The organism is Gemmatimonadota bacterium (genome assembly GCA_040388625.1).
Classification (GTDB): Bacteria; Gemmatimonadota; Gemmatimonadetes; order Gemmatimonadales; family Gemmatimonadaceae; genus Fen-1247.
In genome coordinates this window covers 436,867-462,569 of sequence record JAZKBK010000001.1, presented here as the reverse complement: position 1 = coordinate 462,569, position 25,703 = coordinate 436,867, and the positions used below count along the sequence as shown (strand labels likewise).

Here is a 25,703-nt window from a genome sequence, read left to right as displayed (position 1 = left end):
CTACTGGATTCGGCCGCCGATCGTGGTTCCGGCCCGCCGCTCCACCACCTTCACCGCCTCGATGTGATCGGCGTCCTCGCCCAGTTCCTGATGTGCCTCGGCGAACAATCGCGACGTCTCATCCAGGAGCGGCGCCGGCGTCCCTGTATCTCGGGCGATGCCAGCAGCGATCCGGACATCCTTGTCGAGTAGTGCCAGCCTGAACGTGCGCGGGAAGCTCCGGTTGAGCACGCGCTCCGGGAAGAGATTGATCGAAGTATTCGAGCGCCCACTGGATGAATTGATCACGTCGAGCGCCACGGCCGGATCCACGCCGAGCTTGGAGAGAGCGGAAAGTCCCTCGGCGGTCGACCAGACATGCACCGCCAGCAGCGCATTGTTCACCGCCTTCACGGCGTCACCAGCGCCAATGGCGCCGCAGTGGACGATCTTGGCGGCGAATGTCTCGAGAATCGGCCGAGCGCGCTCCAGCGCGCCCGCATCGCCGCCGACCATCACTGTCAGCTGGCCGGCCATCGCACCGGAAACGCCACCGCTCACGGGGGCATCGATGAACCCGACGCCGCTGCGTGCGAGACGAGCGGCGATCTTCCGCGACGTGGCAGGATCGCCGGAAGTGCAATCGATCACCATCGCGCCCGAGTTGAGACTCGGCGCCGCTCCATTGACCCCGAACAGCACTTCCTCGACCTGCGCAGATGTGGGTAGGCACGTGAGCAGGAAATCCACGCCTGCCGCAGCGCTGCCCGGCGATTCGGCGTCGCTGGCGCCAGTCTCGGAAGCAAACTCCGCAGCGACTGAGCGGGTACGGTTCCAGACTGCCAATGTGGTGCTTTGAGCGACGTGATGGGCGATCGGGGCGCCGATTGCGCCCAGGCCGATGAAGGCCGCCCTGGGACGCTGGGGGGATCTTGTTGCTGTCATACCGTCAGAATCTGCTCCGCTCTGAGAAGAACATTCGGATCTGCATTGGGATAACGGAGCTTCAGCTTCCTGAGCGCGCGCACCATGATTCCCGTTATAAAGTAATTGCGAACCTTGTTGTCGTCGGAGGGAACCAGGTACCACGGCGCTTCCTTCGTCGACGTGCGACGCAACATGTCGTGATAGGCGTCAGTGTAGGAATCCCAGAGCCGCCGGTCGTCCAGATCGCCTTCGCGAAACTTCCAGTTCTTGTCTTCCTGCTCGACACGTTTCAGCAGTCGGCGCCGCTGCTCTGCCCGTGATACGTGCAGGAAGAACTTGAGGACGATCACGTTGTTCTGGATCAGCATGCGCTCGAAGTCGTTGATCTGGTCGTAGCGCGACATCCAGATCGGCTTTCCGACGATGCCGTGGACTCGTGCGGCAAGCACGTCCTCGTAGTGCGACCGGTTGAAGATCCCGACCATCCCACGGGGCGGGACGACGTTGTGCACGCGCCAGAGGAAGTCGTGCCTACGCTCGAGCGGCGTGGGCTCCTTGAAGCTCGTAACGTCGCAGCCCTGCGGATTGCACGCACCGAACACTGTCCGAATCGTCCCGTCCTTGCCCGACGCGTCCCGTCCCTGGAGCACGACGAGCACGGCGTACCTCCCGTCGCCATACAACTTTGCCTGAAGTGCGGTCAGCTTTGCGAGGCGTTTCGCAGTCTTCTTCTTGATCTTGCGAGCGTTCGGTACGTCATCGGAGACGGCATCTTCATCCCGAATGCTGATGGGAAGCTCAGGATCGACTGGCTCGAGTTGCATCCCGTAAGTTACGACACGAAGACCGAAAAAACTGAGTATAAAAAGCGCGCGATTATTTCGGCGAATATCGGCGCCGTCCGACGCCGAGCCATGCCTCGCACGTACCTCCCATATCACATGAACTCATCGGCCGTAACATCCGTTCTCACAATATGTTACAGGATTGAGCCGACACGCAGACGCGAGCCGTCCGGTGGCGCTGGACAGGTTTCGAGACTGGTGCGCTATGGCTTGGGTTCCGGACACCGGTCGGGCGAAGCGCCGCCCTGCGCCATGTTCTGCCCAACCGACGACCCGTCGGGCGTTGTGTACAGCGACTGAAGCGCCTCGATGTCCACAGCTCCGATGGTCTTCACGCGGACCGTCGGAGACATTATCGAGCCTGGGCTGCTGCTGTGGCTGAGTCCAAGGACGTGCCCGACCTCGTGCATTGCAACCTGAGCGCGCTCGTCGGGCGTCAGCAGCTGTCCTTGCGGACTGTGAAGGGCCAGGGTTACGTCGCCACTGATGAGCCGGCCCCGGTCATCCCACGAGACCGTGGTCCAGCCCTCGTAGTGCGCGTCGAACCTGTCGATCCAGTGAATGCGCACGTTGGCGTCGGCATTCCCATCGACGAGCGCGAACCTGACCGGCGAGCCTGCGATCGCCCAGGCCTGAAGTGCTGCGGCAACTTCGGTTCGAAAGGCGGGATTCCATCCTGCCAGCGACGTCGGCGCATCGATTCTGACGGTTACCGCCTGGCCCGGGTCTTCACGCCAGCGCGGAGCGAATTGCCGTCGCTCATTTCTCGCGACCGCATGCAGGACAGCGCGCAGTGCGGCGCTATCGGAAGCTGCCGCGCCCGAGCCGCAAGCCACGGAGTCGGTACGCAGCGCGACGCGCCCGCCCGACTGGCTCGAGACGGCGACGACCACTGCATCGCGCGGTGAGATTGCACTTCCAGCACAGCTGATCAGCGCTGTCTGGAATCCCGCAATCAAGGCAAGAGCTCGTGCTACACCCATCGATACTCGACGAGCAGAGTCATATCGTGGTAACGGTTCCTGTGTGGCTGTTGTCGGTAACGATGTGGTCGGCTGCGATTTGAAATGGAACGCGTACTTATCGTTCCGGCGTCCCCGCGGCCTACGGTCCTGCCCGTGGAATCGAGGCGAACACGCTCTGCTTGTACCACTCGGGCCGCGTCTCGCGATCCGCTACCGCGCGCACGATGTCGAAGTAAAGCGAGTCGAACGAAACGGCAGTTTTAAAATCGACTGGTTGCGCGAGATCGTCGGACGGCTTGTGATAGCGATTGGCCACCCAATCCGTCACGACTTTCATCTCGGGCGAGCCCGTGGTGTAGCCCACCTTGAATGCCAGCGATGGAATTCCGCGCTGGATGAAGCTGTACTGGTCGCTTCTAATGAATCGAACCTGTTCCGGCTCGGGATCTTCCAGGTTGGCAATGCCGTGTGCCTTCAATACCGGCATGATGTCATTGCCGAGGTCGGATTCATCCCAGCCGTACGAGAAGAGTCCGGTGAACGGAATGATCGGGAAGTACATGTCCGTATTCAGATCTGCAACGAGTTGGTCCTGAGGCACTGTCGGATGCAGAGCGAAATACGCGGAGCCGAGCTCGCCTTCTTCCTCGCCGGTTACAGCGAGGAAGATGACCGAGCGGCGCCCGCGCATCTTCCCGTCGTGAAATCCTCGCGCGGTCTCGAGCAGAGTCGCAATGCCTGACGCGTTGTCTATCGCGCCGTTGTAGATGCTGTCGCCATTCACAGGCCGGCCGATTCCCAGGTGATCCAGGTGCGCGCTGACCACCAGATACTGGTCGCGCAGCTTGGGATCGCTCCCTCGCAGGATTCCGACGACGTTGGGCGCGTCGACGGGAGTCCGCTCGATCTGCAGTCTGGCGTGGAAGCTCGGTCGAAGCTGAATCGTCGGAAGCGGCCTGTTCGCGTCGGCGAGCGCGACCATCTCGGCATACGTGTGACCTGACCCGGCGAATATTCGCTCGGCGTCATCCGCCGCTACGTTCACCAGAATACCATGTTCCGCCGGATCTTCGGCGAGCCCGGTCACCGGGCGGCCAGCGGGACGCGCCGGGCGAGCGCGGCCGGCTGGCGGCGCATCCGCGATTGCGACTCCAGCGACTGCGCCGAGGCGCTGCAGCTCTCTCCATCGCGAGGCGCGGCCGTGCGCGAACATCGTTGCGCCCAGGCCCGGAGGCATCCTGTTGAGATATACGGCGACCTTGCCGTGCAGATCGACGCCGGCGAGATCGTCGTGTGCGCCGGGCAGATTGAGTCCATAACCCACGAAGACCATCGGTCCGGCAGCTTCCGACACTGTCGATGGCTTGAGCTGAACGTTCAGAGGGAGCGTGTCGGTGCTGCTCGCGGTTTGCAGCACGATGCTCGAACCTTCCGACACGATGCGGGCTTCCGAGAGATGTACCGTCTGAAAGAATCCGTCCGTGCCGCCGGGCTCCAGACCCATCGACGCAAACTGATCCGCGACGTAGTGCGCGGCCTTCACATAGTCGGCGGTTCCGGTCCGACGCCCATGCATGCTGTCGGCGGCGATCACGGTTATGTGGTGCCACCATGCCGCTTCTGCCGGCGTGGCTGGACTCTGCTGTGCGTCGAGCTGTCGAGTACCGAACGACAGCGCCGCCGCGGCTGCGATCAGCGAGAGAGAATAACGTCCCCGTGTCATGCCTGTGCTGGAAAGAGAAACCGTACAAATGTTGGACGATATTATACGGCTTTACCGGCGACGCCGTTCTCAGCTGCGCGAATACGGGGGCACTCAGTCCAGCGGCTATGCCGCCGGATGGACGCGCGCGGAGGCTACCGCGCCGTCACACTGCGACGGCGCGATCGCCCAGTCGCCCCAGGGCTTCCGGTGTGAGCCGGACGGAGACGATCATCTCATCACCGTCGGTCCGCTGCGCCAGCACGTCGCCATTGCGGTGCAGCTCGGCGAGCAGGCGGCCATCGGATAACGGCACTCGCAGCTCGACGACTCGCCGCTCGGCGCGGAGGCGTCGCAGCAGAGCACGCTTGAGCGCATCCAGACCGCCCTCGGTTGCTGCACTCGCGAATACCGCGTCCGGAATGAGGTTGGCAATGCGCTCGCGCAGGGCCTCGAGAACGAGTGGTGGAAGCAGGTCGGACTTGTTGAAGACGTTGATCAGCGGCTTGTGATTCGCGCCAAGCTCGGACAACACCTCGACGACCACGGCGCGGTGCTCTTCCCACAACGGATCGGAAATGTCGATCACGTGCAGCAGCACGTCCGCCTCGAGTACCTCTTCGAGCGTCGCACGAAAGCTCGCGACCAGTTGGTGCGGCAGCTTGCGCACGAATCCGACCGTGTCGGTAAGCAATATCTCCTCGCCGTCAGCAAGCTCGACCTCACGAGTCAGCGGATCGAGCGTCGCGAACAACCGGTTCTCGACAAAGATGCTGTTGTCGCTCGCGAGCGCGCGCAGGATCGACGACTTGCCGGCGTTGGTATAGCCAACGAGACTCGCCTGGAATTCGCCTCGGCGCGAGCCACGCTGCACCTCGCGCGACTTCTGAACTTCCGTCAACCGTTGGGTAAGGACCTTGATGCGATGGTTGATGAGCCGACGGTCTGTCTCCAGCTGCGTTTCACCAGGACCGCGGACACCGATGCCGCCCCGGAATTTCTCGAGGTGGGCCCACATGCGTGTGAGCCGCGGCAACATGTACTGTAGCTGCGCCAGCTCCACCTGCATCTTTGCCTCGGCGCTGCGCGCGCGCGTCGCGAAAATGTCCAGGATCAGCTCGGCGCGGTCCATCACGCGTTTGCCCGTGATATCCTCGATGTTCTTTCCCTGCGACGGACTCAGCTCGTCGTCGAACAGGAGCAGCGTCGCGTCCTTGTCCGCGATCGTCTGCGTCAACTCCTCGACCTTTCCCTTGCCCAGGTATGTCGCGGGATTCGGGCGATCGATCTGCTGCACGACTTCGCCAACGACTTCGGCGCCTGCGGTATCCGCGAGACGCGCCAGTTCCTCGAGGTGCTCGGCAGTCCGGTGTTTGGCGCTGCGCCCCTTGCGCGGCGCTCCTATCAGGAGCGCACGCTCGACCGGGGCGATCAGATCAATCAGTTCTTTTGGCAATCTCTAGTGCTTTATCCCCGACAAGGTTGAGAACCGGCCCGTCCGGTCGTAGGGCTTCGTGAAGTTACCGACTGGCGTTGCGACAGTCACGTCGCCCATCACTCGATAGTTGACAGATCCGTTCTCCTGCAACTGCTTCGCTGCGGCAGCCAGGCCGGCGTAGCTGAGATGGACGGGGAGCCGAACGATCGCGGAATCGCCGCTCTGAACCGTGAACTTGGTGTTGTAAACCCCGTCGCCCACGGCACTCGTATCGACAAGCAGCTTGTAGGTGAGCTGAGTGGCGTCCAGCCGGTACCCGTTGGGGTTGTAGACGCTGAGCACCACGTCAACCGTTCCTCCCTTGGTGCCGACACCTTCTACCTGTAGGTCGTTGAAGTTGACGATGGGTTGCTTGAACCCGCCAACTCCCAGCGTGGCGCATCCGGCAAGCGCCGCTATAGCCGATATCACAAATGTTTTCTTCATGGTCCGATTATCTCCTGCACGGAAAGTGCCGCCGGTTGGACAATGCCTCATGGATGTCTAGCTTTACCCCTCATAATGCCAACTGATCACATGAAAGTTCTCGTAGTTGCGGGCGCCCGCCCCAACTTCATGAAGGTTGCCCCAATTCTGCGCGCACTCGAAGCGGCTGGCCACGAGTCGATCCTGGTCCACACGGGCCAGCACTACGACGCCGCGATGTCCGACACCTTCTTCACGGAGCTTGGGATAAAGGCGCCCGACTTCCATCTCGGCGTCGGCACGGCAAGTCACGCGGTGCAGACCGCCAGGATCATGGAGGCGTTCGAGCCGGTTCTGATGAAGGTACACCCGCAGTGGGTCGTCGTGGTGGGTGACGTGAACTCCACGATGGCGGCGACACTCGTCGCATCCAAGGTGCGCACCGAGACCCACGCGCACATCGCGCACGTCGAGGCCGGGTTGCGCAGCCACGACTGGCGCATGCCGGAAGAAATCAATCGCGTGGTGACGGACCGGCTTGCTGACTTGCTGCTCACGCCATCGGAAGATGCCGCGGCGAATCTCATCGCCGAAGGGATTCCTGAGACCCACATCCGCTTCGTCGGCAACGTGATGATCGACACGCTGATGTTGCAGCTTCCTGTCGCGCGTGCGACGAATACACTGGAGCGGCTCGGTCTTCGCCGCCGGCATTATGTCGCCGCGACGCTGCATCGTCCGTCCAACGTAGATGAGCCAACGGCGCTCGCGGCTGTGCTCGAGGGTCTTGCGCTCGTGGCGGAATCGCTGCCCGTGGTCCTGCCGCTGCATCCGCGCACGGTCAAGAACATCGAACGCTTCCATCTCGGTGCCAAGCTGACGCCGCTCACAGTGCTGGAGCCGCTTGGATACACTCAGATGCTCGCCCTGACCGATGGAGCTCAGTGCGTGCTCACCGATTCAGGAGGCATCCAGGAAGAAACGACCGCGCTCGGAGTTCCGTGCGTGACGTTGCGCGAACAGACCGAGCGGCCCGTCACGATCACGCACGGTACCAACCACATGGCACCGTGGCCGCTAACCCCACGCGGGATACTGGGTGCATACGCCGACTCACTTGCGGCAGTTGCACAGGCGACACCACCGCGCCCCGCGGGTTGGGACGGCCACGCAGCTGAGCGGATCGTCAAGGCGTTGGAAGAAAAACGCCCGACCAAGCACTACTCGCCGTCCTGAGCCTTCTTCTTCAACTCGTCCCACCAGGCGAGACGTTTCGCTATGTCGCGCTCGAATCCGAACGGGCCGGGTTGATAGAAGACTGATCCACGCAATTTCTCCGGAAGGTATTCCTGCGGGATGTACGCATCGTCACTGTCGTGCGCGTACTTGTAGCCTGCGTGATAACCTAGCTCCTTCATGAGCTTTGTCGGCGCGTTGCGGATGTTCATCGGCGGACCTTCACCGGGCGTTTCGCGAGCGGCTTCCAGCGCTGCGCTGAGCGCGCGGTAGGCCGAATTCGATTTGGGGGCGGTTGCGAGATAGACCAGCATCTCGGCCAACGGAAGGTAGCCCTCCGGGGGCCCCAAAACATGGTACGCGTTGCGTGCGGCCACCGCGAGTTGCAGAGCCTGCGGATCCGCGACGCCGATGTCTTCCGCAGCCATCGCGATCGAGCGGCGGAAGATCGTCATCGGGTCCTCGCCGCCTTCGATCATTCGTGCGGCCCAGTACAGCGCTGCGTTGGGATCGCTTCCGCGAAGACTCTTGTGCAGCGCGGACAACAGATTGAAGTGCGCCTCGCCGCTCTTGTCGTGCAGCGCGAACCGTTTCTGCAGCGCGTCGCGCACGGTGTCGACCGTGATTACGCCTCCGTCCCCCACGTCAGTGGCGGACGCCTCCAGTGCGGTGAGCGCGCGACGTGCATCGCCGTCGCTCTCACGCGCGAGCACCGAGCGCGCGTCGTCCGCAATCGAAATGTTTCGCGTACCGAGTCCGCGCTCCGCGTCGTGAAGCGCGCGATCGATGACCGCGACGAGGTCGCCTTCAGTGAGCGACTCCAGAACGAAGACGCGCATTCGTGACAGCAAAGCGCCGTTCACCTCGAACGACGGATTCTCGGTCGTCGCGCCTATCAACGTGATGGTACCCTGCTCCACATGCGGCAGGAACGCATCCTGCTGCGCGCGATTGAAACGATGAATCTCGTCCACGAACAGAATGGTCGCGCGTCCCCGCTCCAGGCGCTCCTCGGCCTCTGCAACGATTTCACGCACTCGCGGCACACCTTCGGTCACCGCGGAGAACGGGACGAACTCGGAATCCGTGTACTGGGCGATGAGACGGCCGAGCGTCGTCTTGCCGGTTCCGGGCGGGCCCCAGAAGATCATCGAGCCGATGGTGCCACGCTCGATCGCCGTACGCAGCGCCTTGCCGGCAGCGAGCAGATGCTCCTGTCCGACGAATTCGTCGAGACTCCGCGGCCGCATGCGCGCCGCGAGCGGTTGCGCGGACGACGGAGGCGCGAACAGCGACGGCTCGGATTTCCGGCGATGAGGCTTGGGCATCTTCTCCATGGTCAGACCATCGCCAGCAGAGCATGTCCCGCGCCGAACGCCACGCACCCACCAAAGAATGCGACCGGGAAGCGCCAGCCATGCTTGTGCTGGAACTCGGGGACCAGATTCGACGCGGCCACGTACACCGTTACACCACCGGACAGCGCGAGGCCATATTCCGACAGGGGCGCGAAGCTCACCGTCAGCAGTGCACCGACCACGGTTGCGAGCCCGAGCAGCGCGGCGGCACCAAGCGCATTGCGCCGATTGAAACCGGCCGCCAGCAGCAGGCTCGACACCGTCGATCCCTCGGGCAGCTTGTGCAGGATGATCGCAGCAACTACGAGCGATCCGACAGTCGATCCAGCTGCGAACCCACTCGCGATCGCGACCCCGTCCATCAACATGTGCAGCATGAGGCCGATGAGCGCCGAGATGCCGACCGCCCGCGTGACGTGGTGAGTTTCCTCGCCAAAGTGGAAGTGCGGTATGAGTGTGTGTTGCGTCAGATGAACGGCGAGATATCCGATTAGTACCATCCAGCCCGCGGCCACACCGTGCGTCGTAATCGCGTCCGGGATCATGTCCACGACCGCAACGGATATCATGAACCCGCCGGAAAACGCGATCATCATGTCGAGATCGCGCGGGCTCCATACGCGTCGACCAGTTACAAGTGCAGCGCCCAACACGTTCGCGAGTGCGGCAGCGATCGCCGCAATCAGCGCGGGTACGCTCACGGTGAGCGGGTGAGCGATAGCCGCTCGGCCGCGGTAACGAGAGCCGTGGTGAGCACAGCGGCCGGTGAGCGATCCCATGGCTGACCACGCCAGCCTCTTTCCGCCACCGCACCATACTGTTCAAGTCCAAGCGCCTGCAGCAGATACAACCAGCGGTCACTGCGGCCGAATGCATACAGATCCAGCTCCGCGGTCAACGACAGTTGATCTTCCGGCGTGAAGATCGTGATGTCCACTCCCGCATACGTCGCAAGTGGCACCTTGAGGCGCGCGATCGCATCCCGGACGTCGGGTAGCGCGATGTCGACGCCGTTCCACGTGGTCTTGCTGCGATGATCGGTGAGTGCGACGTCGACAGCCGGCGGAAGATGCTCTGCAAGCAGATGCGTCAGATCGACCGCGCGTTCCGCATTCGCGGCAACGTGCGCTTCGAAGTAACCTTCCCGGGACTCCTCGAAGGTGAACCCGTCGTGACCGGAGCGGAACCTCCGCCAGACGGTTGCCTGCTGCGGTCTGCTGCGAAAGATCATGCGTCTCCCCGTGCACGGCTCAACAACATGTCGGGCGTATTCCGACTCGGATCTTCAAGAACGTACTGCAACAACGCGCGCAGTGTCTGCCCCAGCTGCTTTCCCGTGATGCCAATCGCGTGAAGGTCGTCGCCGTTGACAGCAAGGTCCGAGATTTCAACCGGATCGCGATATGCAATCCGAATCGCGCGGCGATAGACGGACTCCACACGCTCGCGCGATGGCGCCGGCCTACCCCGTTCTCGCTCGGCCCACCAGTGAGCGTCAGCGATGCGCAGCAATGAAGCGAGCCGCGTGCGACCAGCATGGCCCGCCCATGAGCGCAAGACTGAATCAGCCGGCGCCTCGGAGTGCATCAGCTCGTTCTTCATTCCGCGTCCCATCTCGTGCCAGCGCTCAACGAGGCCTCCGACCCATGCGGCATCCGCATTCGAGAAGCGCAACGCTTTGAGCATGGCGTGTACCGTGCCAGGACGAGCTGCCGAAAAGAGTCCCGCGAGACGAAGCTGCAAGCGCTGCGGGCGTCTGGCAAGTTGCGGCAGGCGCAAGTGATCGAGCGCCAGTAGCTCGACGTCTGTAATGCCCGCGAGCCCCGGAACGAGTTCCGCAAACGCACCGCTGTCACGCCACATCCGGAATGCGGTGCTCGGCAACGCAACCTGATTCATCGTCTTGACGATCTCCTGCTGCACGCGCTCTGGCGAAAGTCTGCCAAGGTGCGGTGCACTCACGAGAATCGCCTGCCACGTTGCAGGGTCCACGGTGAAGCCGAAACGCGACGCGAACCGGATCGCGCGCAGAGCGCGCAATCTGTCTTCACGCATGCGTTCCTTGGCAACGCCGACAGCGCGGAGAACGCGCTCCGCGATGTCGCGTTGCCCGCCGAACGGATCGCGCAGCTCATCGCGCGATGGCGAATACGCGATCGCATTGATGGTGAAGTCGCGGCGCGCGAGGTCATCCTCGAGAGATTCGCCGAACTTCACGACTGCGTGCCGTCCGTCGGTTTCGACGTCCGATCGGAACGTGGTGACTTCGTGCATCACATTCTTCTCATCCAGCACGCCGATCGTCCCGAACTCGATTCCGACGGGTACGGTGCGTTTGAACAACTTGCGAACCTGCAACGGCCTTGCACTGGTGGTGAGATCCCAGTCGAGGTTGGGGATGCCGAGCAGTGCGTCGCGCACGCCACCGCCAACGCACCAGGCCTCGTAACCTGCGGCTTCGAGTACTCGCGTGATCTCGACCACGGTTTCTGGCGGTTGCATCAACGGCATGCGATCTCAGCTCGAGAACAGTGCGCGCAATTCCCCGTCACTCACACCGGCGCCCAGCGCCAGCATGAGATCGATGCGCGCCTGCTGCGAGCGACGGGAGCCGGCCAGAATTGCTCCCATGTCTTCCAGTGTGCGCCCGCCCCCCGGATAAGCGTAGGTGTGACCTACGCGTCCACCGCCCGTACGCGACGTTATCACGACGGGCTTCCCGTCGGCGATGTAGCGGCCGATCCCCGGCACCATTTCGGGCGGCACGTTACCACGGCCCATCGCCGCGATCACCGCTCCGCGCGACTCGTCGCGCACTGCATCGAGCAACCGGGAGTCGCAGCCGGCGGACGCGAAGAAAATGTCGACGGGGGTCGCCGGCGCGACTGGTATGATTGGCGGGATCAGCGCTGGCAGCTCGCGCCGGAAGATAACCTCGCCTTCGTCAAGATATCCAATCGGACCCAACCCCGGACTCTCGAACGCATCGAGCAGCTGTGTATTCGACTTGGTAACATCGAGTGCCGTGAAAATCTGCCCGCTCAGAACCACCATTACGCCCTGCCCCACCGACGCGGGGCTCGCAGCTACGTGCACCGCTTCGAACAGGTTCGCCGGTCCGTCCCAGCCGAGGTCGCTCTGCGTGCGCATCGCACCAGTGAACACGACTGGCTTGGGCGACGACAGTGCGCGCGCAACGAAGTACGCCGACTCTTCGAGCGTGTCGGTACCGTGAGTGACGACGACACCCGCGACTTCGTCGCGTGCGAGATGCTCCGCTATGCGATTCCGGAGTGCCCAGATGCGCGCGACGTTCATGTGCGGTCCGGGGAAATGGCCCCAATCCTCGGTCTCCACCGCACTGGTATTGTCGATGCCACGGGTCGCCTTCACGATCTCCGCACCGGTCAACGCAGGCGTGTTGCCGCGCGCCGTCGGATCGTTCCGCATTGCGATCGTGCCACCGGTGAACAGGATGACGATCACGTGGCTGACTCCTCCGGTGGCAGCGTCGCCCCCACTGCGTTCAGAATTGCCACGGAGCCGGCGTCCATGTCGCCCCCCGACAGCGCGACGAGCTCGCACGCATACGTGACAAGCGCATCCACGACGAGCAATCCGGGCGCCGCCCAACGCTCCTCGCACCCGCGCTCGAGCAAACCGCGAAGCTCACACGAGGCGGCGTTGGTCAGAAACGACGGCGCATCTGCGATGGACGCAGCGCGCCAGTCGGGCGGGAGCACCGCACGGATGCGCACGGCCAGCTCCTGCGGCACGGATTCGAGCTTGCCATCCAGCCACGCTCCCAGCGACTCATGCGTCGCCGTCACGCGATCTGCTCGGCGACTATCGCCTCGGCACGCGCGATCAGCGCCGGAAACACGTCGGCGTTTGGCACACCACCCTGAGCCAGTGCGGGTTTACCGCCGCCGCGTCCACCGAATTCCTGGGTGAGCGTCTTGACGATCACATCCGCGCGCGCGCCACGCTCGCGCGCAACATCACCGACAGCGGCGATCACTGCGTTCTTGCCGCCATCCATCGCGCTAACAAGAATCAGAATCACGTCGGAAGCGCTCTCGCGAGCTGCCTCGGCCAGTTCCTGTAGCGACTTGGCATCCGCACTCGCCACTTCGCGCGCAACGAGTCGCAACGCATTGACGGAAACAGCGCCATCCAGCAGCTGCTGAACCGGTCCGCTCGTCCCGCCTCCACCGCCCCGCATCAGCTCGGACACGCGCTTCTCCAGCACACGTCGTTCCTCGACCACCGTTTGTACGCGTCGTAGCACAGTCGCCGGTGTCGCCTTCACAGCCTCGGCGATGCTGCCGAGCAGCCGCTCGCGATCGCGCGCCGCCTCGTACGCACGGGTACCAGTGATCGCTTCGATGCGGCGAACTCCTGCCGCTATCCCCGATTCGCTGACGATGCTGAACAGCCCGATCCCGGCGGTATTTCCAACGTGAGTCCCGCCGCACAGCTCTCGCGACAGCGACGGAATATCGACCACGCGTACGACGTCGCCATACTTCTCACCGAACAGCGCCATGGCGCCCGAGGACACGGCGTCCTCATACGGACGCTCCGTGGTCGTAACCGGCACTGCCGCGAGAACGCCACGATTGACGATCTCCTCCACACGCTCAACCTGCTCGCGCGTGAGCGGCCCCGTATGCGTGAAGTCGAACCGAAGACGATCTGGTGCGACGAGCGAGCCGGCCTGGTGCACATGATCGCCGAGCGTCTCGCGCAGCGCCGCATGGAGCAGATGCGTTGCAGTATGATTCCGTTGAGTGTCCAATCTCACATCGCGCGGGACCGTTGCGCGAGCGATACCACGGGTGACGTTACCCGTCGGTTTGCCAATCGCGATCGGCTTGCCGTCCAGCTTGCGCACATCTTCGACCGCGACGCGCCATCCCTCTCCGACAATCTCGCCGCCATCCGACACCTGTCCGCCTGACTCGGCGTAGAACGGGGATTCGCGCAGCAATACGGCGACGCGTCCATCACTCAATGGTCGCACGGCGATCGCGTCAGTCTCCGAGTCCATTCGCTCGTACCCTACGAACCGTGCGGTCGAAAGCGCATCCGCAAGAGAACCGCTGACATCCGACCAGGCGTTCGCATCACCCAGATCATCGGCCGCGACGCCGAGCTTGCGCGAGCGACGCTCTTCCTGTGATTGCGTGCGTTGTGCCGCGAGCGCGCGCTCGAACCCGGGGATGTCGACCGTGTAGTCCCGCTCGCGCGCCATGAGCTCGGTGAGATCGATCGGGAAGCCGTAAGTGTCGTAAAGCTTGAACGCGTCCTCGCCGGCGATCGTACGCTCCTGCGTAGTCTTTGCCGGGGCAAGCTCGTCGAAGCGCTGCATTCCGCCGTTGATCGTCGCGAGAAAACGCTCTTCTTCCGCACGTGTCGTGTCGAGAATGTGCTGTCTGCGCTGATGCAGCTCTGGATACACGTCGCGCATCATGTCGATGACGCGCTCCACCACGGGCGTCAGTGTCGGCTCGCGTCGACCGAGCAGCCACGCGTAGCGCACACCGCGTCGCAGAATGCGACGCAGCACGTAGCCACGTCCGTCGTTCGACGGATACACGCCGTCTGCCAGCAGAAATGCGATCGAGCGAGCATGGTCCGCTATGACGCGCGTCGCGGCGACTCGGTCGTCGACGTCGGAAGTCGCGACGGGGCCCAGCTGCGCTTGGACGGATGCGATGAGCGGCGTGAACAGATCGGTGTCGAAGTTGTTCGCAACTCCCTGCATCACCGCGGCGATGCGCTCCAACCCTGCACCGGTGTCCACCGACGGCCTTGGCAGCGGAGCCAGAGTTCCGTCAGGCTGACGATCGAATTGCATGAAGACGAGATTCCAGATCTCGACGAACCGTCCCGCTTCAGCAGCCTCGACGAACGTCTCGGTGTCGAAGTCCACGAGGTCGGGATTGGTCCAGCTCCCACTCGAGCCCGCTGGCGCCTTCCAGTCGCGCGCGACCTTCGCGAGATCGACGTAGATCTCCGTGCACGGACCGCACGGACCCGTATCGGCCATCTGCCAGAAGTTGTCCTTCTCGCCGAGTCCGAATACGCGAGTATCAGGAAGCCCCGCTAACTCCATCCACAGAGCGCGAGCCTCATCATCCTCGCGGAACACGGTGACACGAAGATTCTCCGGTGCCAGGCCGAGTTCGCCGGTGACAAACGCCCAGGCGAATCCGATCGCTTCGCGCTTGAAGTAATCACCAAATGAGAAGTTGCCCAGCATCTCGAAGAACGTGTGATGCCGCGCGGTGTGCCCGACCTGCTCGAGGTCGTTGTGCTTGCCGCCGGCGCGCACGCACTTCTGCGACGTGGTCGCGCGTCGCGTAGGCGTCGGCGGCTCCTCGTTGCCAAGGAAAACGCGCTTGAACTGGACCATCCCGGCATTGGTGAACAGCAGCGTGGGATCGTCAGTGGGAACGAGCGAGGAGCTGGGAAGAATCCTGTGGCCCTGGCGCTCGAAAAATTCAAGGAAACGGGTGCGGATCTCGGACGATTGCATATAGCCTTGAAATATAGACAGGCTGAGTCCACGCTCTCGCCCTACGTCTTCCCCACGGCAGCGACGACTTCGCGAATCTCGTCCATCTCATATCCGCGGCGAGCCAGAAACGCGAACAATCGGCGCCGCAATACAACCGGCTCCAGATCGCCCATCGACGCGAGCTTCTTGCGCGCTACTCGCTCGACGACGGCTCGCGTATCGATCTCCTCATCGATCACAACCTGCGCGATGGCCTGCTTGCTCAGCTCGGCGCTCACACCCTTCCGCGCGAGTTCCTGCGATATCCGCCGCGCCGACGAGCCCTGTCCCACGAGCTTGGATCGCGCATAGCCAAGCGCATACCGCTCATCGTCCAGCAGACCGGCACCGAGCAAGCGCTGGATGACAGCCTCCACCTCATCGGCCGGAACGTCCTTCTGGGCGAGCTTGCGACGCAACTGGCGCACCGTGTAGGGTCGTGCGGAGAGCAGGTCCAGCGCGCGGTTATATGGCGTCTGTGCCACAGCTGTCAGCCGGAAACGACAGTCGCCGAGCCGATACGATTCGCATTAGGCGGGGAGTCCGGGCCCCATCTCCTACAAACCGCACCAACTCGGCGACACATCCGTTTATGGACCGAGAGAGGTTAAACCTCTTCGACCGCCTCGGGCTCGGCTGCAACCGCTGTCGTAGCGGTAATTCCGAGCAGAGCCTTCACCTTTATCTCTACTTCCGACATCAAGGCAGCGTTGTCCTTGAGGTAGAGCTTGGCGTTCTCACGACCCTGCCCGATCCTCTGACTGCCATAACTGTACCACGCGCCCGACTTGTCAATTATGCCGTTCTCGGCGGCAATATCCAGCACCAGCGAGGAGTGGCTGATCCCTTCCGCGTACATGATGTCGAACTCGGCCTGCTTGAACGGCGGGGCGACCTTGTTCTTGACGACCTTCACGCGGACGTGCGATCCCACCACGTCCTCCTTGTCCTTTACCGGCCCGATGCGGCGAATGTCGAGGCGAACAGACGCGTAGAACTTGAGTGCCTTTCCACCCGTCGTCGTCTCGGGATTGCCGAACATCACTCCGATCTTCTCGCGCAGCTGGTTGATGAAGATCACCGAAGTGTTGGATCGCGCGATCGCACCAGTCAGCTTGCGAAGCGCCTGACTCATAAGTCGTGCCTGCAATCCGACGTGCGAGTCGCCCATGTCACCTTCGATCTCGGCCTTCGGAACAAGCGCCGCAACCGAGTCGATCACCACAACGTCAACCGCACCGGAGCGCACGAGTATCTCGCAGATCTCCAGCGCCTGCTCGCCTGTATCAGGCTGCGATACCAGGAGATTCTCCACATCCACGCCGAGCTTGCCTGCGTATTCCGTGTCGAGCGCGTGCTCCGCATCGATGTAGGCAGCGACGCCGCCGTTCTTCTGAGCATTCGCAACGACGTGCAAACACAACGTCGTCTTGCCGCTCGATTCCGGACCGTAGATCTCGGTCACTCGGCCTCTTGGAATACCACCAATTCCAATCGCTGCATCAAGATTGATGGCGCCTGTCGAGATCGAGTCAACGCGCACACCAGCGGTGCTCGTCCCCATCCGCATGATTGAACCTTTGCCGCAGTTCTTCTCGATCTGCGCCACCGCGAGGTTCAACGCCTTCTTCTTGTCGTCCTGCATGGTGGAAGCACCCATTGGTCCCTTTTCCTTTCGCTGATGTAAGATAACTCCGGACTGCCCGATCCGGATTCGTGTTTCCGGGCAAAACCGCCGGGATTCCCCAGGTTCTTTCGCACCGCAGAGGCCCCGAACAAAATACGAACTATCAGACCGAAAATCAACCGAAGGAGCGCAACCAGAAGGCGTCCGGCACATACTGAATCTGAACCCGAGCCGTACCCACTATCACCCCCACGACGTCAAACCGATACTGGTCTCCCGAACATCTGTTCGAAGCCACCCAGACACGCGCCGACCTAGCCAACTCACGCTGCTTCTTCCACCCGACCGTCTCGGCAGGCGTCCCAAAATCCGTCGAATATCGAGTCCTGACCTCAACGAAAGCGACAATCCGGCCCGCGCTGCCCTCCTCGGCCCTGCAAACCACCAGGTCGATATCACGATGGCCGCTCCGGAACCGCCGGTCCAGAATCTCCCACCCTCGGAGCACCAGCCACCTGGCAGCGATCGATTCGCCCCTGATTCCCAGCCGCTGTCGTCCGGTGAGCATGAGACGAGTCTAGCATCACGGCGTCGAGAGCGGCGTAGCCCGCATCCTCGCGCGGGATCCAATCGCTGCGCGGATGTATTTCGCAATCGCCCGGCACTCGCAGGCGCGCATAGCCGACACCGTCGCTAGCTTTTTCGGATGGCAAGTATCGTAGTTGGGGACCACGTCCGCATCGTGAGCGTCCCCGGAAAGCCTCTCGGCAGAATCACGAAGAGCTTCGAGAAGATGGCCGACGAAAAAGGCGGTGGCAGCGGCGATCCCTACGTGTACAACGTCTGGGTGGAGGCGCAACAGAAGGAATACCACGGCCTGCGCGCAAGCGATCTGCTCAAGCCGCGCGGCGACTGAGAGGCTGACTCATCGTCATCCCGCCCGAGGGGTGGGTGACGAGGTGCACTACCGCGGCGCGATCCGCTCGAGATCTTCGAGTCCCACCAGCACGTCTCTCCCGCGGGGACCGTCGGACGGACCAAGTACGCCCGCGAGCTGAAGCTGGTCCATGATGCGCGCGGCGCGGCCGTATCCGATCTTCAGACGGCGCTGAAGCAGCGAGGTCGATCCGCTCTGGTTCTGGATCACGATCTCGGCGGCCTCGCGGAACAGCTTGTCGCGATCGCCGTCCTCGCCGCTGTCACCGTCCTCACCGCCGCCAGCGCGCTCGGCATCCAGCTTCCGCACCGCTTCGAGAATGTCGCTCTCGCCCGGCGCTTCATCGACCGCCGCAAAGCCGGAGGCGCGAGCCTTCTTCCTCGCCTCGAACCAGCCCATAAGGTGCTCGGTGTCCTCGCTCGAGATGTACGCACCCTGCAGACGCGCGGGCTCCGACTTGCCTGGCGGAATGAACAGCATGTCGCCGTTGCCGAGCAATGATTCCGCACCCATTCCGTCCAGGATCGTCCGGCTGTCGATCTGACTCGCGACGCGAAACGCGATGCGACTCGGGAAGTTCGCCTTGATTAGACCGGTAATGACGTTCACGCTCGGACGCTGCGTCGCGAGGATGAGATGGATTCCAATCGCGCGCGCCTTCTGCGCCAGCATCGCGAGCGGAGTCTCGACCTCGCCCTGCACCGTCATCATCAGGTCGGCGAGCTCGTCGATGATGACGACGATATACGGCAGGACGTCGTCCTTGTACTCGAGGTCCTCGAACGCGACGTTCGGCGTCTTTGGCTTCTTGAGCGGTGCCTTTTCCGTGACCTTCCGATTGAAATCTTGAATGTTGCGGGCGTTGTTCGCCGCCAGCAATTCGTAACGCGACTGCATCTCGTACACGGCCCACTTGAGTACCGCCGCCGCGTCGCGGTTGTCGGTGACAACCTTGTGCCGCAGATGCGGGATCATGTTGTACACCGAAAGCTCCACCATCTTCGGATCAACCATCAGGAAGCGAAGCGTGCGTGGCGTGTGCCGGTACAACAGGCTGGTGATGAGCGTGTTGACGCAAACCGATTTACCGGACCCCGTTGCGCCGGCAATCAAGAGGTGCGGCATCTTCGCAAGATCCGCGATCACGGGTTTGCCCGCGAGATCCTTTCCCAGGGCGATCGGAAGTGCGGCGCGCGCTGACTGAAAATCCTGCGACTCCAGCAGCTCGCGGAACGCTACCATCTCGGGAACCGGATTTGGAACCTCGACGCCGACTGCTCCGCGCCCCGGAATCGGCGCCACGACACGAATGCTCTGCGCGCGCATCGCAAGCGCGAGATCGTTCGCGAGATTCGCGATCTGGCGGACCTTGACCCCCGGTGCAGGCTCGATCTCGAACTGGGTCACGGCCGGCCCGGTCGTGCGGCCAACCAGCTCGCCGTCGACGCGGAACGTGCGCAGCGCGTCCATCAATCGCTGGCCCGCGGCGTCGAGATCGCGACGGTTGGCGTCCATGTTGCGCGGCGCAGGCGCTGTCAGCAGGTCCGGCGTCGGGAGATCTTCATCGTCGAACCGTTCATGCGTTACGTCGCTCGCCTCGATCTCCGCGGCGACACGATCTTCAGCGGATGCCGCGTCGCGATCCTTGCCACGACGGCGACGACTCCGGTCCTTGCGCAGCTCGAACGGCGCGGACAGTGCCTCGTCGATCACGGGCATCTCTTCCGGCTCGGGCTCGAGTTGTTGCGCGAGGAGCTTCTGCTTGCGGACGCGCGGCGGGTTGTACGTGTCGTCGAGCGCTGCAGCCTGTTCCGTAGAGGCAATGACCGGCTTTATCTCCCGCCCGACCAGCATGCGGATCGGATTCCACGAGAGCGTCGCCGCGGCGAGCACACTCAGTGCGAGCATGAAGAGCAGCCACGCCCCAACCGGCCCCGTAAGCTGCGTGGTGTAGAACGCGAGTATCCCGCCGATGACTCCGGAGAGGACGTTGTCGTCGCGCGTTGCACCCATCGCGAGCGCCACGCCGAACGGCAGCACGATCACCATGCCGAGCAGAAAGATGAGCCACGAACGGTCCCGACCTCCGCTCATCCGGCCGAATACACGCAGAGCGTGCACCGCGAGAGCGACCGGAAGAAGCGATGACCCGACCCAGCCAAACACGACGATGAGCGACCGTGCGGCGAGCGCGCCGACGGATCCGAAGCTTCCTGCCGCGGCTGGTACGCCGCGCATCTCGCTCCAGCCATGCAGCATCAGCGCGCCTGCGAGAAAGACCGCAAGCAGCAGCAGCGCAATCGCCTGCACCTCGCGCTTCAGCGCCGCGTCGGCCACCTTATCGCTCCCGATCGCTGCCGAGTCTGGTTATCTGGCGCTCCGCAAATACTGGCACGATCGGATATGCATCGACGGCCGCGCAGAGCGCAAGGTCATCATGGAATCCCGCCTGCGACAGAGCGCGTCCGTGCGCCGAATCGAGGAAGATCGAGCCGATCTCATCACCATAGCTGCGCGCGAGCAGCGCGCACGAATGCGCTGCGTCGTTCATCGCTACGCCTGAGAGGCGCCTGGTCACCGTACGAACGAATCGGCCGGCGCATGCCGCGTCTTCGAGCGCGTAATGTCCGTCCTGTCCGCAGCACGCCAGCACGACGTCGCTGCCGCCACGCAGCGCGGTGCGCAGCATGGCTGTGGCGGCGGAGAGATTGACGTACGAGGCGACCACCACGTCCGTTGCGCCCTGCGCAGCGATCAGCGCGCGCGTGCCATTGGTGGTGGTGAGCAGCACCGTGCGTCGATCGATTGCAGCCGACGTGAACTGTGCCGGCGAATTGCCCATGTCGAAGCCATCGATGGGCAGCATCTTCCGCTCTCCGGCAAGACGAACGTCACCGCGCTCGAACTGCCGGGCGCGGGTCATCAGCTCATCTGCATCCTCGAACGGGACCACTGCACGAGCGCCATTGGCGAGTGCAGTGACGATACTGGTCGAGGCTCGCAGAACGTCGATAACGGCAATGACGCGGCCTGCGCGATCGGTCTCCGCGAGCTCGTCGGCCGTAAGATATACATCCAACCGCAATGTCTTGTGTCCTAGTTGAGCTCCGCGATGAGCGCGGCACCCTCGCGCTCGAGGAACTTCGTGTCGACCTTGCCCGCCTGAAAATCGGCGTTGTGCATCACGCGCGCAAGGAATGGGATCGTAGTGGTGACGCCTTCCACGATGAAGCTCTCGAGCGCGATCTGCATGCGCCGGATCGCTTCGTCGCGATCGCGCCCCTGGCAAATCAGCTTGGCCAGCAGCGAGTCATAGTACGGCGGCACGCTGTAGCCAGTATACACGTGCGTGTCGAGACGGACGCCCGGGCCGCCGGGTGGATGGAATACGTCGATCCGTCCCGGCGACGGTTGAAAGTTGCGGGCTGGATCCTCGGCGTTCACACGGCATTCGATCACGTGGCCGCGCAGCGGCGGCAGCTGCGTAACGCTGAGCCGCTCGCCCGATGCAACCCGTATCTGTTCCTTCACGAGATCGATGCCCGTGAGCATCTCCGTGACAGGATGCTCGACCTGAATGCGGGTGTTCATCTCCATGAAGTAGAACGACTTGTCCTCGTTCAACAGCATCTCGATGGTGCCGGCGCCGACGTAGTTGATCGCCTTGGCGCCGCGCACCGCAGCGTCGCCCATCGCCTGGCGCAGTTCCGGCGTCATCGCCGGACTCGGCGCCTCCTCGATCAGCTTCTGGTGCCTTCGCTGTACCGAGCAGTCGCGTTCCCCCAGGTGAATCACGTTCCCGTGCGAGTCACCCATGATCTGAAATTCGATGTGCCGTGGCCGCGCGAGATATTTCTCGACGTACACGTCGCCGTTTCCGAACGCCGAAAGCGCTTCCGATCGCGCCAGCTGGAAGGCGCGCGCAAAATCGTCCGGATCCGCCGCGACACGCATTCCCTTTCCGCCGCCTCCGGCCGAGGCCTTGATGATGACCGGGAATCCGATCTCGACCGCAAACCTGAGCGCCTCGTCCACATCATCGACAGGCCCAGGTGACCCTGGAACTATGGGTACTCCGACGGCCTGCATCGCGCGACGGGCCGAGGCCTTGTCGCCCATGACGCGGATCTGCTCCGCCGTCGGACCGATGAACGCGATATTGGACGCTACGCAGGTCTCGGCGAATTCCGCGTTCTCGGCAAGGAATCCGTAGCCCGGATGAATCGCGTCCGCACCGGTTATCTCCGCGGCGGCGATCAGTCTCGGGATGTTCAGATACGATTCGCGCGCAGGCGGCGGACCGATGCAGACGTCGTCATCGGCGAAGCGCACATGCAACGATTCGCGATCAGCTTCGGAATAGACCGCAACGGTCTGTACGCCCAGCTCCTTGCACGCACGAATTACACGCAGCGCGATCTCGCCGCGGTTCGCAATGAGAATCTTGTTGAACACCGCTACTGAACACCGGCTTCGGTGAAGGCGTCCCAGTGCGTGTCGCTTGCTCCTGCGACTCCCTGCACTCTCAGCGCAAATTCACTCGGGCTCGTTGCTGCAGCGAGTGCAGCCTCGTACGTAATGACGCCCTTGGTGTACCAGTACATGAGACTCTGGTCGAAACTCTGCATTCCGTAATGAACCGTCCCTTCGCGGATTAGATCCGGGATGTTTAGCGATTTCTCGACGTCGCGGATGTTGTCGCGGACCGCCTGTGTATTGATCAGAACTTCAGCCGCAGGCACGCGGCCCGCGCCGTCCTTTCTCGGTACCAGTCTCAGTGACACGATCGCCTGGAGCGCGCTCGACAGCATGAAGCGCACCTCGGCAGCCTGGTTGGGCGGGTAGAACGACAGGATGCGATTGATGGTCTGCGTTGCGTCCGTCGTGTGCAGCGTCGAGAAGACGAGGTGCCCCGTGTCAGCCGCCTGAAGCGCGGTGTCGAGCGTCTCGAGATCTCGAATCTCGCCCACCAGGATCACGTCCGGGTCCTGACGAAGCACGCGACGAAGTGCCTGCGCGAACGTCGTCGTGTCGTTGCCGACTTCGCGCTGGTTGATATGCGAATTGATGTCACGATGGAGGAACTCGATCGGATCCTCGATCGTGATGACATTCGCAAAACGATTGAGATTGATGTGCTGCAGCATCGCCGCGAGCGCAGTGGATTTTCCGGAGCCCGTGATTCCCGTCACGAGAACCAGTCCACGTGGCGCCATCGCGATCTTCTCGGCCACGGCAGGAAGATTCAACTCTCCGATCGTGCGCGCCTGGAAGGGCACCACGCGAAACGCATACGCAATGGTCCCGCGCTGCTGATATGCGTTGACGCGGAAGCGCCCAACACCTGGAACGCCGAGTGCGTAGTCGCATTCCTTGAGCTCGGCGAACTCCTTCATGTGACGCGCGGTCATCGACTGCTCGGCGATGTGCCGCACATCCTCCAGCCTGATGGCCGGCAGCTCCATCGGAACCAGATTGCCATTGATGCGCAGCGTCGGTGGGCGGCCGACCTTGATGTGAAGATCGGACGCGTTGCGCTGCACCATCTGCTGCAGTATTGCCTTGTAGTCGAACGACGATGCGCCCGCTGGCGCCCCCGCTTCTGCGCTACCCATTGTGCCGCCTACGCGTTGGGGTCGATGCGGAAGAGTACCTGGCCATATTCAACCGGCTGTGCGTTGTCCACCAGAATCTCGCGAACCACACCGTCGAACTCCGACTCGATCTCGTTCATGATCTTCATCGCCTCGATGATGCAGAGCGTCTGGCCCTTGGTGATGCGCTCGCCGACGGTCACGTACTGCTTCGCTCCTGGCTCCGGTGACGAATAGTAGGTGCCGACCATCGGTGACTTGACTTCGAGGTAGTTCGCCCGCGCTTCATCCGCGCGCGCTGCCGCCACGCTCTCTGCGCTCGGCGCAACCGGAGCGGACACCACGGGCTGCGGTACCGCCGCCACGGGCATTGCCATCGGCTGGGCGACGGATACACCGCCGCGCTGCTGCGGTGTCTTGGAGATTCGTATCTTCATCCCCTTTTCTGTCGAGATCTCGATCGAGTCAACAGTGGACTCGTCCAGCATCTCAACCAGCTTCTTGACATAGCGCAGATCTATCACGCGGACAGCTCCAGCAGTTCGTGGGTAAAATCGGTGAGCAGGCGCGGTCCATCCGCGCTGAGATACACGTCATCCTCGATCCGAACGCCGCCCCACTCCGGACGGTAGATGCCCGGTTCAATGGTGACGACCGTATCGGCCGGGAGTTTCGCGGCAGCAGTACGTGCCAGCCGCGGAGCCTCGTGCACTTCCAGACCGATCCCATGGCCGAGCGAGTGCCCGAAGTCGCCGCCGAAGCCGGCGGCAGATATATAATCGCGTGCAACCGCATCGGCATCCGATCCGGTCATTCCCGCGTGGACTGCTCTGGCCGCACGCTCGTTTGCCACCCGGACGATGTCGTACAGCCCGCGCACCTCGTCGCTGGCGCGCCCGACGACGACGGTTCTTGTCACGTCGGAGCAGTACCCGCCGTATTCGGCGCCAAAATCGAGCAATAGCAGATCGCCGCTCTCGATCACGCGCCGGCTCGCGCGCGCATGCGGCAGCGCCGAGCGAGGCCCCGAGGCCACGATGGTCTCGAATGGATGCGCTTCGCTTCCTTCATCACGGAGCGCCTTTTCGAGGATTCCGGCGATCTCCAGCTCGGTGATTCCGGCGCGGACCTGCTGCAACGCATGCGCGAGAGCGCGCGTCGCCATCCCGGCGGCCTGTTCGATGAGCGCAACTTCGCCCTCGTCCTTTGACTCGCGCATGCCCTCGACGATGTCGCCCTGAGGCCGCCACTGCCAGCGCGCACCGGCGGCATCATCCAGAAAACGCTGGAACTCTCGATGCGTGACGTGCGCAGATCCGAAGCCGATCACCGCGCGCCCGGGAAACTGGCCGAGCTCGGCCCACAACCCGTCCCAGAGACTCGTCGCCTCCACTCGCACGCGCACGAGATCGCCGACTTCAGCGCCAACCTGGGTCTGATACCGGAAGTCCGTTATGAGAACGCTGTCACGCGCCGTTACGAGGAGCAGCGCGCTCGATCCCGAAAATCCCGTGATGTAGCGGATGTTGGCGCGGCCGGTGACGAGCAGCGCGTCGAGATGATGTTCCGTCAACGCGTCGACCAGCCGCGCGGCGCGAGCACTACGACGATCCGGCATTACTTGAGCGCTCGCAAGTTGCGAACGAGTCCGCGGAGTGCCGCCTCGTAGCCGTAACTGCCCAGTCCGCACACCACACCGATCGCGGCGCCGGCCAGTACGAGACGATGACGCTCGGGCTCGCGCGCATGAACGTTGGAGAGATGAACTTCGACGAACGGCACCGAGACTGCGGCAAACGCATCGCGCAGAGCCAGGCTCGAATGCGAGTACGCTCCTGCATTGACGAGCGCGCCGTCAGCCGCGCCGCGAAGCTTCTGCACCTGGGTTACGAGGTCGCCCTCGCTGTTGGATTGAAAGAAGTCGACCGTTGCGTCCAGCTCCGCAGCGACACTCTTCAGGTTGGCCTCGATCTGCGCCAGTGTCTCGCTTCCGTAAATCGCGGGCTCGCGAACACCGAGCATGTTGAGATTCGGGCCGTTGATGACCGCGACGCGCAGAGTACCC

At 63.0% G+C, this 25,703-nt stretch carries 25 protein-coding genes; 2 read left to right on the top strand and 23 right to left on the bottom strand.

Features of this window, described 5'->3' with window-relative positions:
• From V4529_02100 to V4529_02075, 6 genes are all read right to left on the bottom strand, one after another.
• A complete protein-coding gene (locus tag V4529_02100; protein ID MES2357113.1) occupies positions 1-924 on the bottom strand; it encodes an NAD(P)-dependent oxidoreductase in 924 nt (307 codons plus the stop codon).
• The gene (locus V4529_02095) at positions 921-1,730 is read right to left on the bottom strand and encodes a PPK2 family polyphosphate kinase (protein ID MES2357112.1); all 810 of its coding nucleotides are present in this window, start codon (positions 1,728-1,730) and stop codon (positions 921-923) included. The genes V4529_02100 and V4529_02095 overlap by 4 nt, the downstream gene beginning before the upstream one ends.
• Positions 1,731-1,954: 224 nt before the next feature.
• Positions 1,955-2,734, bottom strand: a complete 780-nt coding sequence (locus V4529_02090) for a matrixin family metalloprotease (GenBank protein MES2357111.1) — start codon at positions 2,732-2,734, stop codon at positions 1,955-1,957.
• Positions 2,735-2,855: 121 nt separating this feature from the next.
• A complete protein-coding gene (locus V4529_02085) occupies positions 2,856-4,439 on the bottom strand; it encodes a M28 family peptidase (protein ID MES2357110.1) in 1,584 nt (527 codons plus the stop codon).
• A 145-nt stretch (positions 4,440-4,584) separates the two neighbouring features.
• A complete protein-coding gene (gene hflX / locus V4529_02080; protein ID MES2357109.1) occupies positions 4,585-5,874 on the bottom strand; it encodes a GTPase HflX in 1,290 nt (429 codons plus the stop codon).
• Between the two features lie 3 nt (positions 5,875-5,877).
• A complete protein-coding gene (locus tag V4529_02075) occupies positions 5,878-6,342 on the bottom strand; it encodes an LEA type 2 family protein (protein MES2357108.1) in 465 nt (154 codons plus the stop codon).
• 90 nt (positions 6,343-6,432) lie between these two features.
• Between V4529_02075 and wecB the strand changes: the two genes are divergently transcribed.
• On the top strand, positions 6,433-7,557 hold the full coding sequence (gene wecB, locus V4529_02070; GenBank protein ID MES2357107.1) for a UDP-N-acetylglucosamine 2-epimerase (non-hydrolyzing): 1,125 nt from the start codon (positions 6,433-6,435) through the stop codon (positions 7,555-7,557).
• On the opposite strand, the gene V4529_02065 is transcribed toward wecB, so the two are convergent.
• The 10 genes from V4529_02065 to V4529_02020 all read right to left on the bottom strand — a co-directional run bounded on the left by V4529_02065 (position 7,542) and on the right by V4529_02020 (position 17,675).
• The gene (locus V4529_02065; GenBank protein ID MES2357106.1) at positions 7,542-8,885 is read right to left on the bottom strand and encodes a replication-associated recombination protein A; all 1,344 of its coding nucleotides are present in this window, start codon (positions 8,883-8,885) and stop codon (positions 7,542-7,544) included. The two genes, wecB and V4529_02065, sit on opposite strands and share 16 nt — an antisense overlap.
• A gap of 11 nt (positions 8,886-8,896) precedes the next feature.
• Positions 8,897-9,616 carry a ZIP family metal transporter gene (locus V4529_02060; GenBank protein MES2357105.1) on the bottom strand — a complete coding sequence of 240 codons (720 nt, stop codon included), beginning with the start codon at positions 9,614-9,616 and terminating at the stop codon, positions 8,897-8,899.
• Positions 9,613-10,146 carry a hypothetical protein gene (locus V4529_02055; protein MES2357104.1) on the bottom strand — a complete coding sequence of 178 codons (534 nt, stop codon included), beginning with the start codon at positions 10,144-10,146 and terminating at the stop codon, positions 9,613-9,615. The genes V4529_02060 and V4529_02055 overlap by 4 nt, the downstream gene beginning before the upstream one ends.
• On the bottom strand, positions 10,143-11,426 hold the full coding sequence (locus tag V4529_02050; protein MES2357103.1) for a CCA tRNA nucleotidyltransferase: 1,284 nt from the start codon (positions 11,424-11,426) through the stop codon (positions 10,143-10,145). The genes V4529_02055 and V4529_02050 overlap by 4 nt, the downstream gene beginning before the upstream one ends.
• A 6-nt stretch (positions 11,427-11,432) precedes the next feature.
• Complete coding sequence (locus V4529_02045; GenBank protein ID MES2357102.1) at positions 11,433-12,401, bottom strand: asparaginase; 969 nt, start codon at positions 12,399-12,401, stop codon at positions 11,433-11,435.
• Positions 12,398-12,745, bottom strand: a complete 348-nt coding sequence (locus V4529_02040; GenBank protein ID MES2357101.1) for a hypothetical protein — start codon at positions 12,743-12,745, stop codon at positions 12,398-12,400. Before V4529_02040 ends, V4529_02045 begins: the two co-directional genes overlap by 4 nt.
• The gene (gene alaS / locus V4529_02035; protein ID MES2357100.1) at positions 12,742-15,459 is read right to left on the bottom strand and encodes an alanine--tRNA ligase; all 2,718 of its coding nucleotides are present in this window, start codon (positions 15,457-15,459) and stop codon (positions 12,742-12,744) included. Before alaS ends, V4529_02040 begins: the two co-directional genes overlap by 4 nt.
• Before the next feature lie 41 nt (positions 15,460-15,500).
• Positions 15,501-15,965 (bottom strand): regulatory protein RecX, encoded by a 465-nt coding sequence (locus tag V4529_02030; GenBank protein ID MES2357099.1) that lies wholly within the window; start codon positions 15,963-15,965, stop codon positions 15,501-15,503.
• 122 nt (positions 15,966-16,087) lie between these two features.
• Positions 16,088-17,140: a recombinase RecA gene (recA, locus tag V4529_02025; protein ID MES2357098.1), complete on the bottom strand. Its 1,053-nt coding sequence runs from the start codon at positions 17,138-17,140 to the stop codon at positions 16,088-16,090.
• A gap of 142 nt (positions 17,141-17,282) precedes the next feature.
• Positions 17,283-17,675, bottom strand: a complete 393-nt coding sequence (locus V4529_02020) for a YraN family protein (GenBank protein MES2357097.1) — start codon at positions 17,673-17,675, stop codon at positions 17,283-17,285.
• Positions 17,676-17,813: 138 nt separating this feature from the next.
• On the opposite strand from V4529_02020, the gene V4529_02015 reads away from it, so the two are divergent.
• On the top strand, positions 17,814-18,023 hold the full coding sequence (locus V4529_02015; protein MES2357096.1) for a hypothetical protein: 210 nt from the start codon (positions 17,814-17,816) through the stop codon (positions 18,021-18,023).
• Between the two features lie 48 nt (positions 18,024-18,071).
• On the opposite strand, the gene V4529_02010 is transcribed toward V4529_02015, so the two are convergent.
• Genes V4529_02010 through aroQ form a run of 7 tightly spaced genes read right to left on the bottom strand, consistent with a single transcriptional unit; the run spans position 18,072 to position 25,696 of the window.
• On the bottom strand, positions 18,072-20,381 hold the full coding sequence (locus V4529_02010; protein MES2357095.1) for a DNA translocase FtsK: 2,310 nt from the start codon (positions 20,379-20,381) through the stop codon (positions 18,072-18,074).
• Position 20,382: 1 nt separating this feature from the next.
• Positions 20,383-21,129 (bottom strand): 2-phosphosulfolactate phosphatase, encoded by a 747-nt coding sequence (locus V4529_02005; protein MES2357094.1) that lies wholly within the window; start codon positions 21,127-21,129, stop codon positions 20,383-20,385.
• An 11-nt stretch (positions 21,130-21,140) separates the two neighbouring features.
• A complete protein-coding gene (gene accC, locus V4529_02000) occupies positions 21,141-22,499 on the bottom strand; it encodes an acetyl-CoA carboxylase biotin carboxylase subunit (GenBank protein MES2357093.1) in 1,359 nt (452 codons plus the stop codon).
• Between the two features lie 2 nt (positions 22,500-22,501).
• On the bottom strand, positions 22,502-23,659 hold the full coding sequence (locus tag V4529_01995) for a PilT/PilU family type 4a pilus ATPase (protein ID MES2357092.1): 1,158 nt from the start codon (positions 23,657-23,659) through the stop codon (positions 22,502-22,504).
• Between the two features lie 8 nt (positions 23,660-23,667).
• Positions 23,668-24,162, bottom strand: coding sequence for an acetyl-CoA carboxylase biotin carboxyl carrier protein (gene accB, locus V4529_01990; protein MES2357091.1), 495 nt, complete (start codon positions 24,160-24,162; stop codon positions 23,668-23,670).
• On the bottom strand, positions 24,159-25,256 hold the full coding sequence (locus V4529_01985; GenBank protein ID MES2357090.1) for an aminopeptidase P family protein: 1,098 nt from the start codon (positions 25,254-25,256) through the stop codon (positions 24,159-24,161). The genes accB and V4529_01985 overlap by 4 nt, the downstream gene beginning before the upstream one ends.
• Positions 25,256-25,696: a type II 3-dehydroquinate dehydratase gene (gene aroQ / locus V4529_01980; protein ID MES2357089.1), complete on the bottom strand. Its 441-nt coding sequence runs from the start codon at positions 25,694-25,696 to the stop codon at positions 25,256-25,258. The genes V4529_01985 and aroQ overlap by 1 nt, the downstream gene beginning before the upstream one ends.
• Positions 25,697-25,703 lie beyond the last annotated feature (7 nt).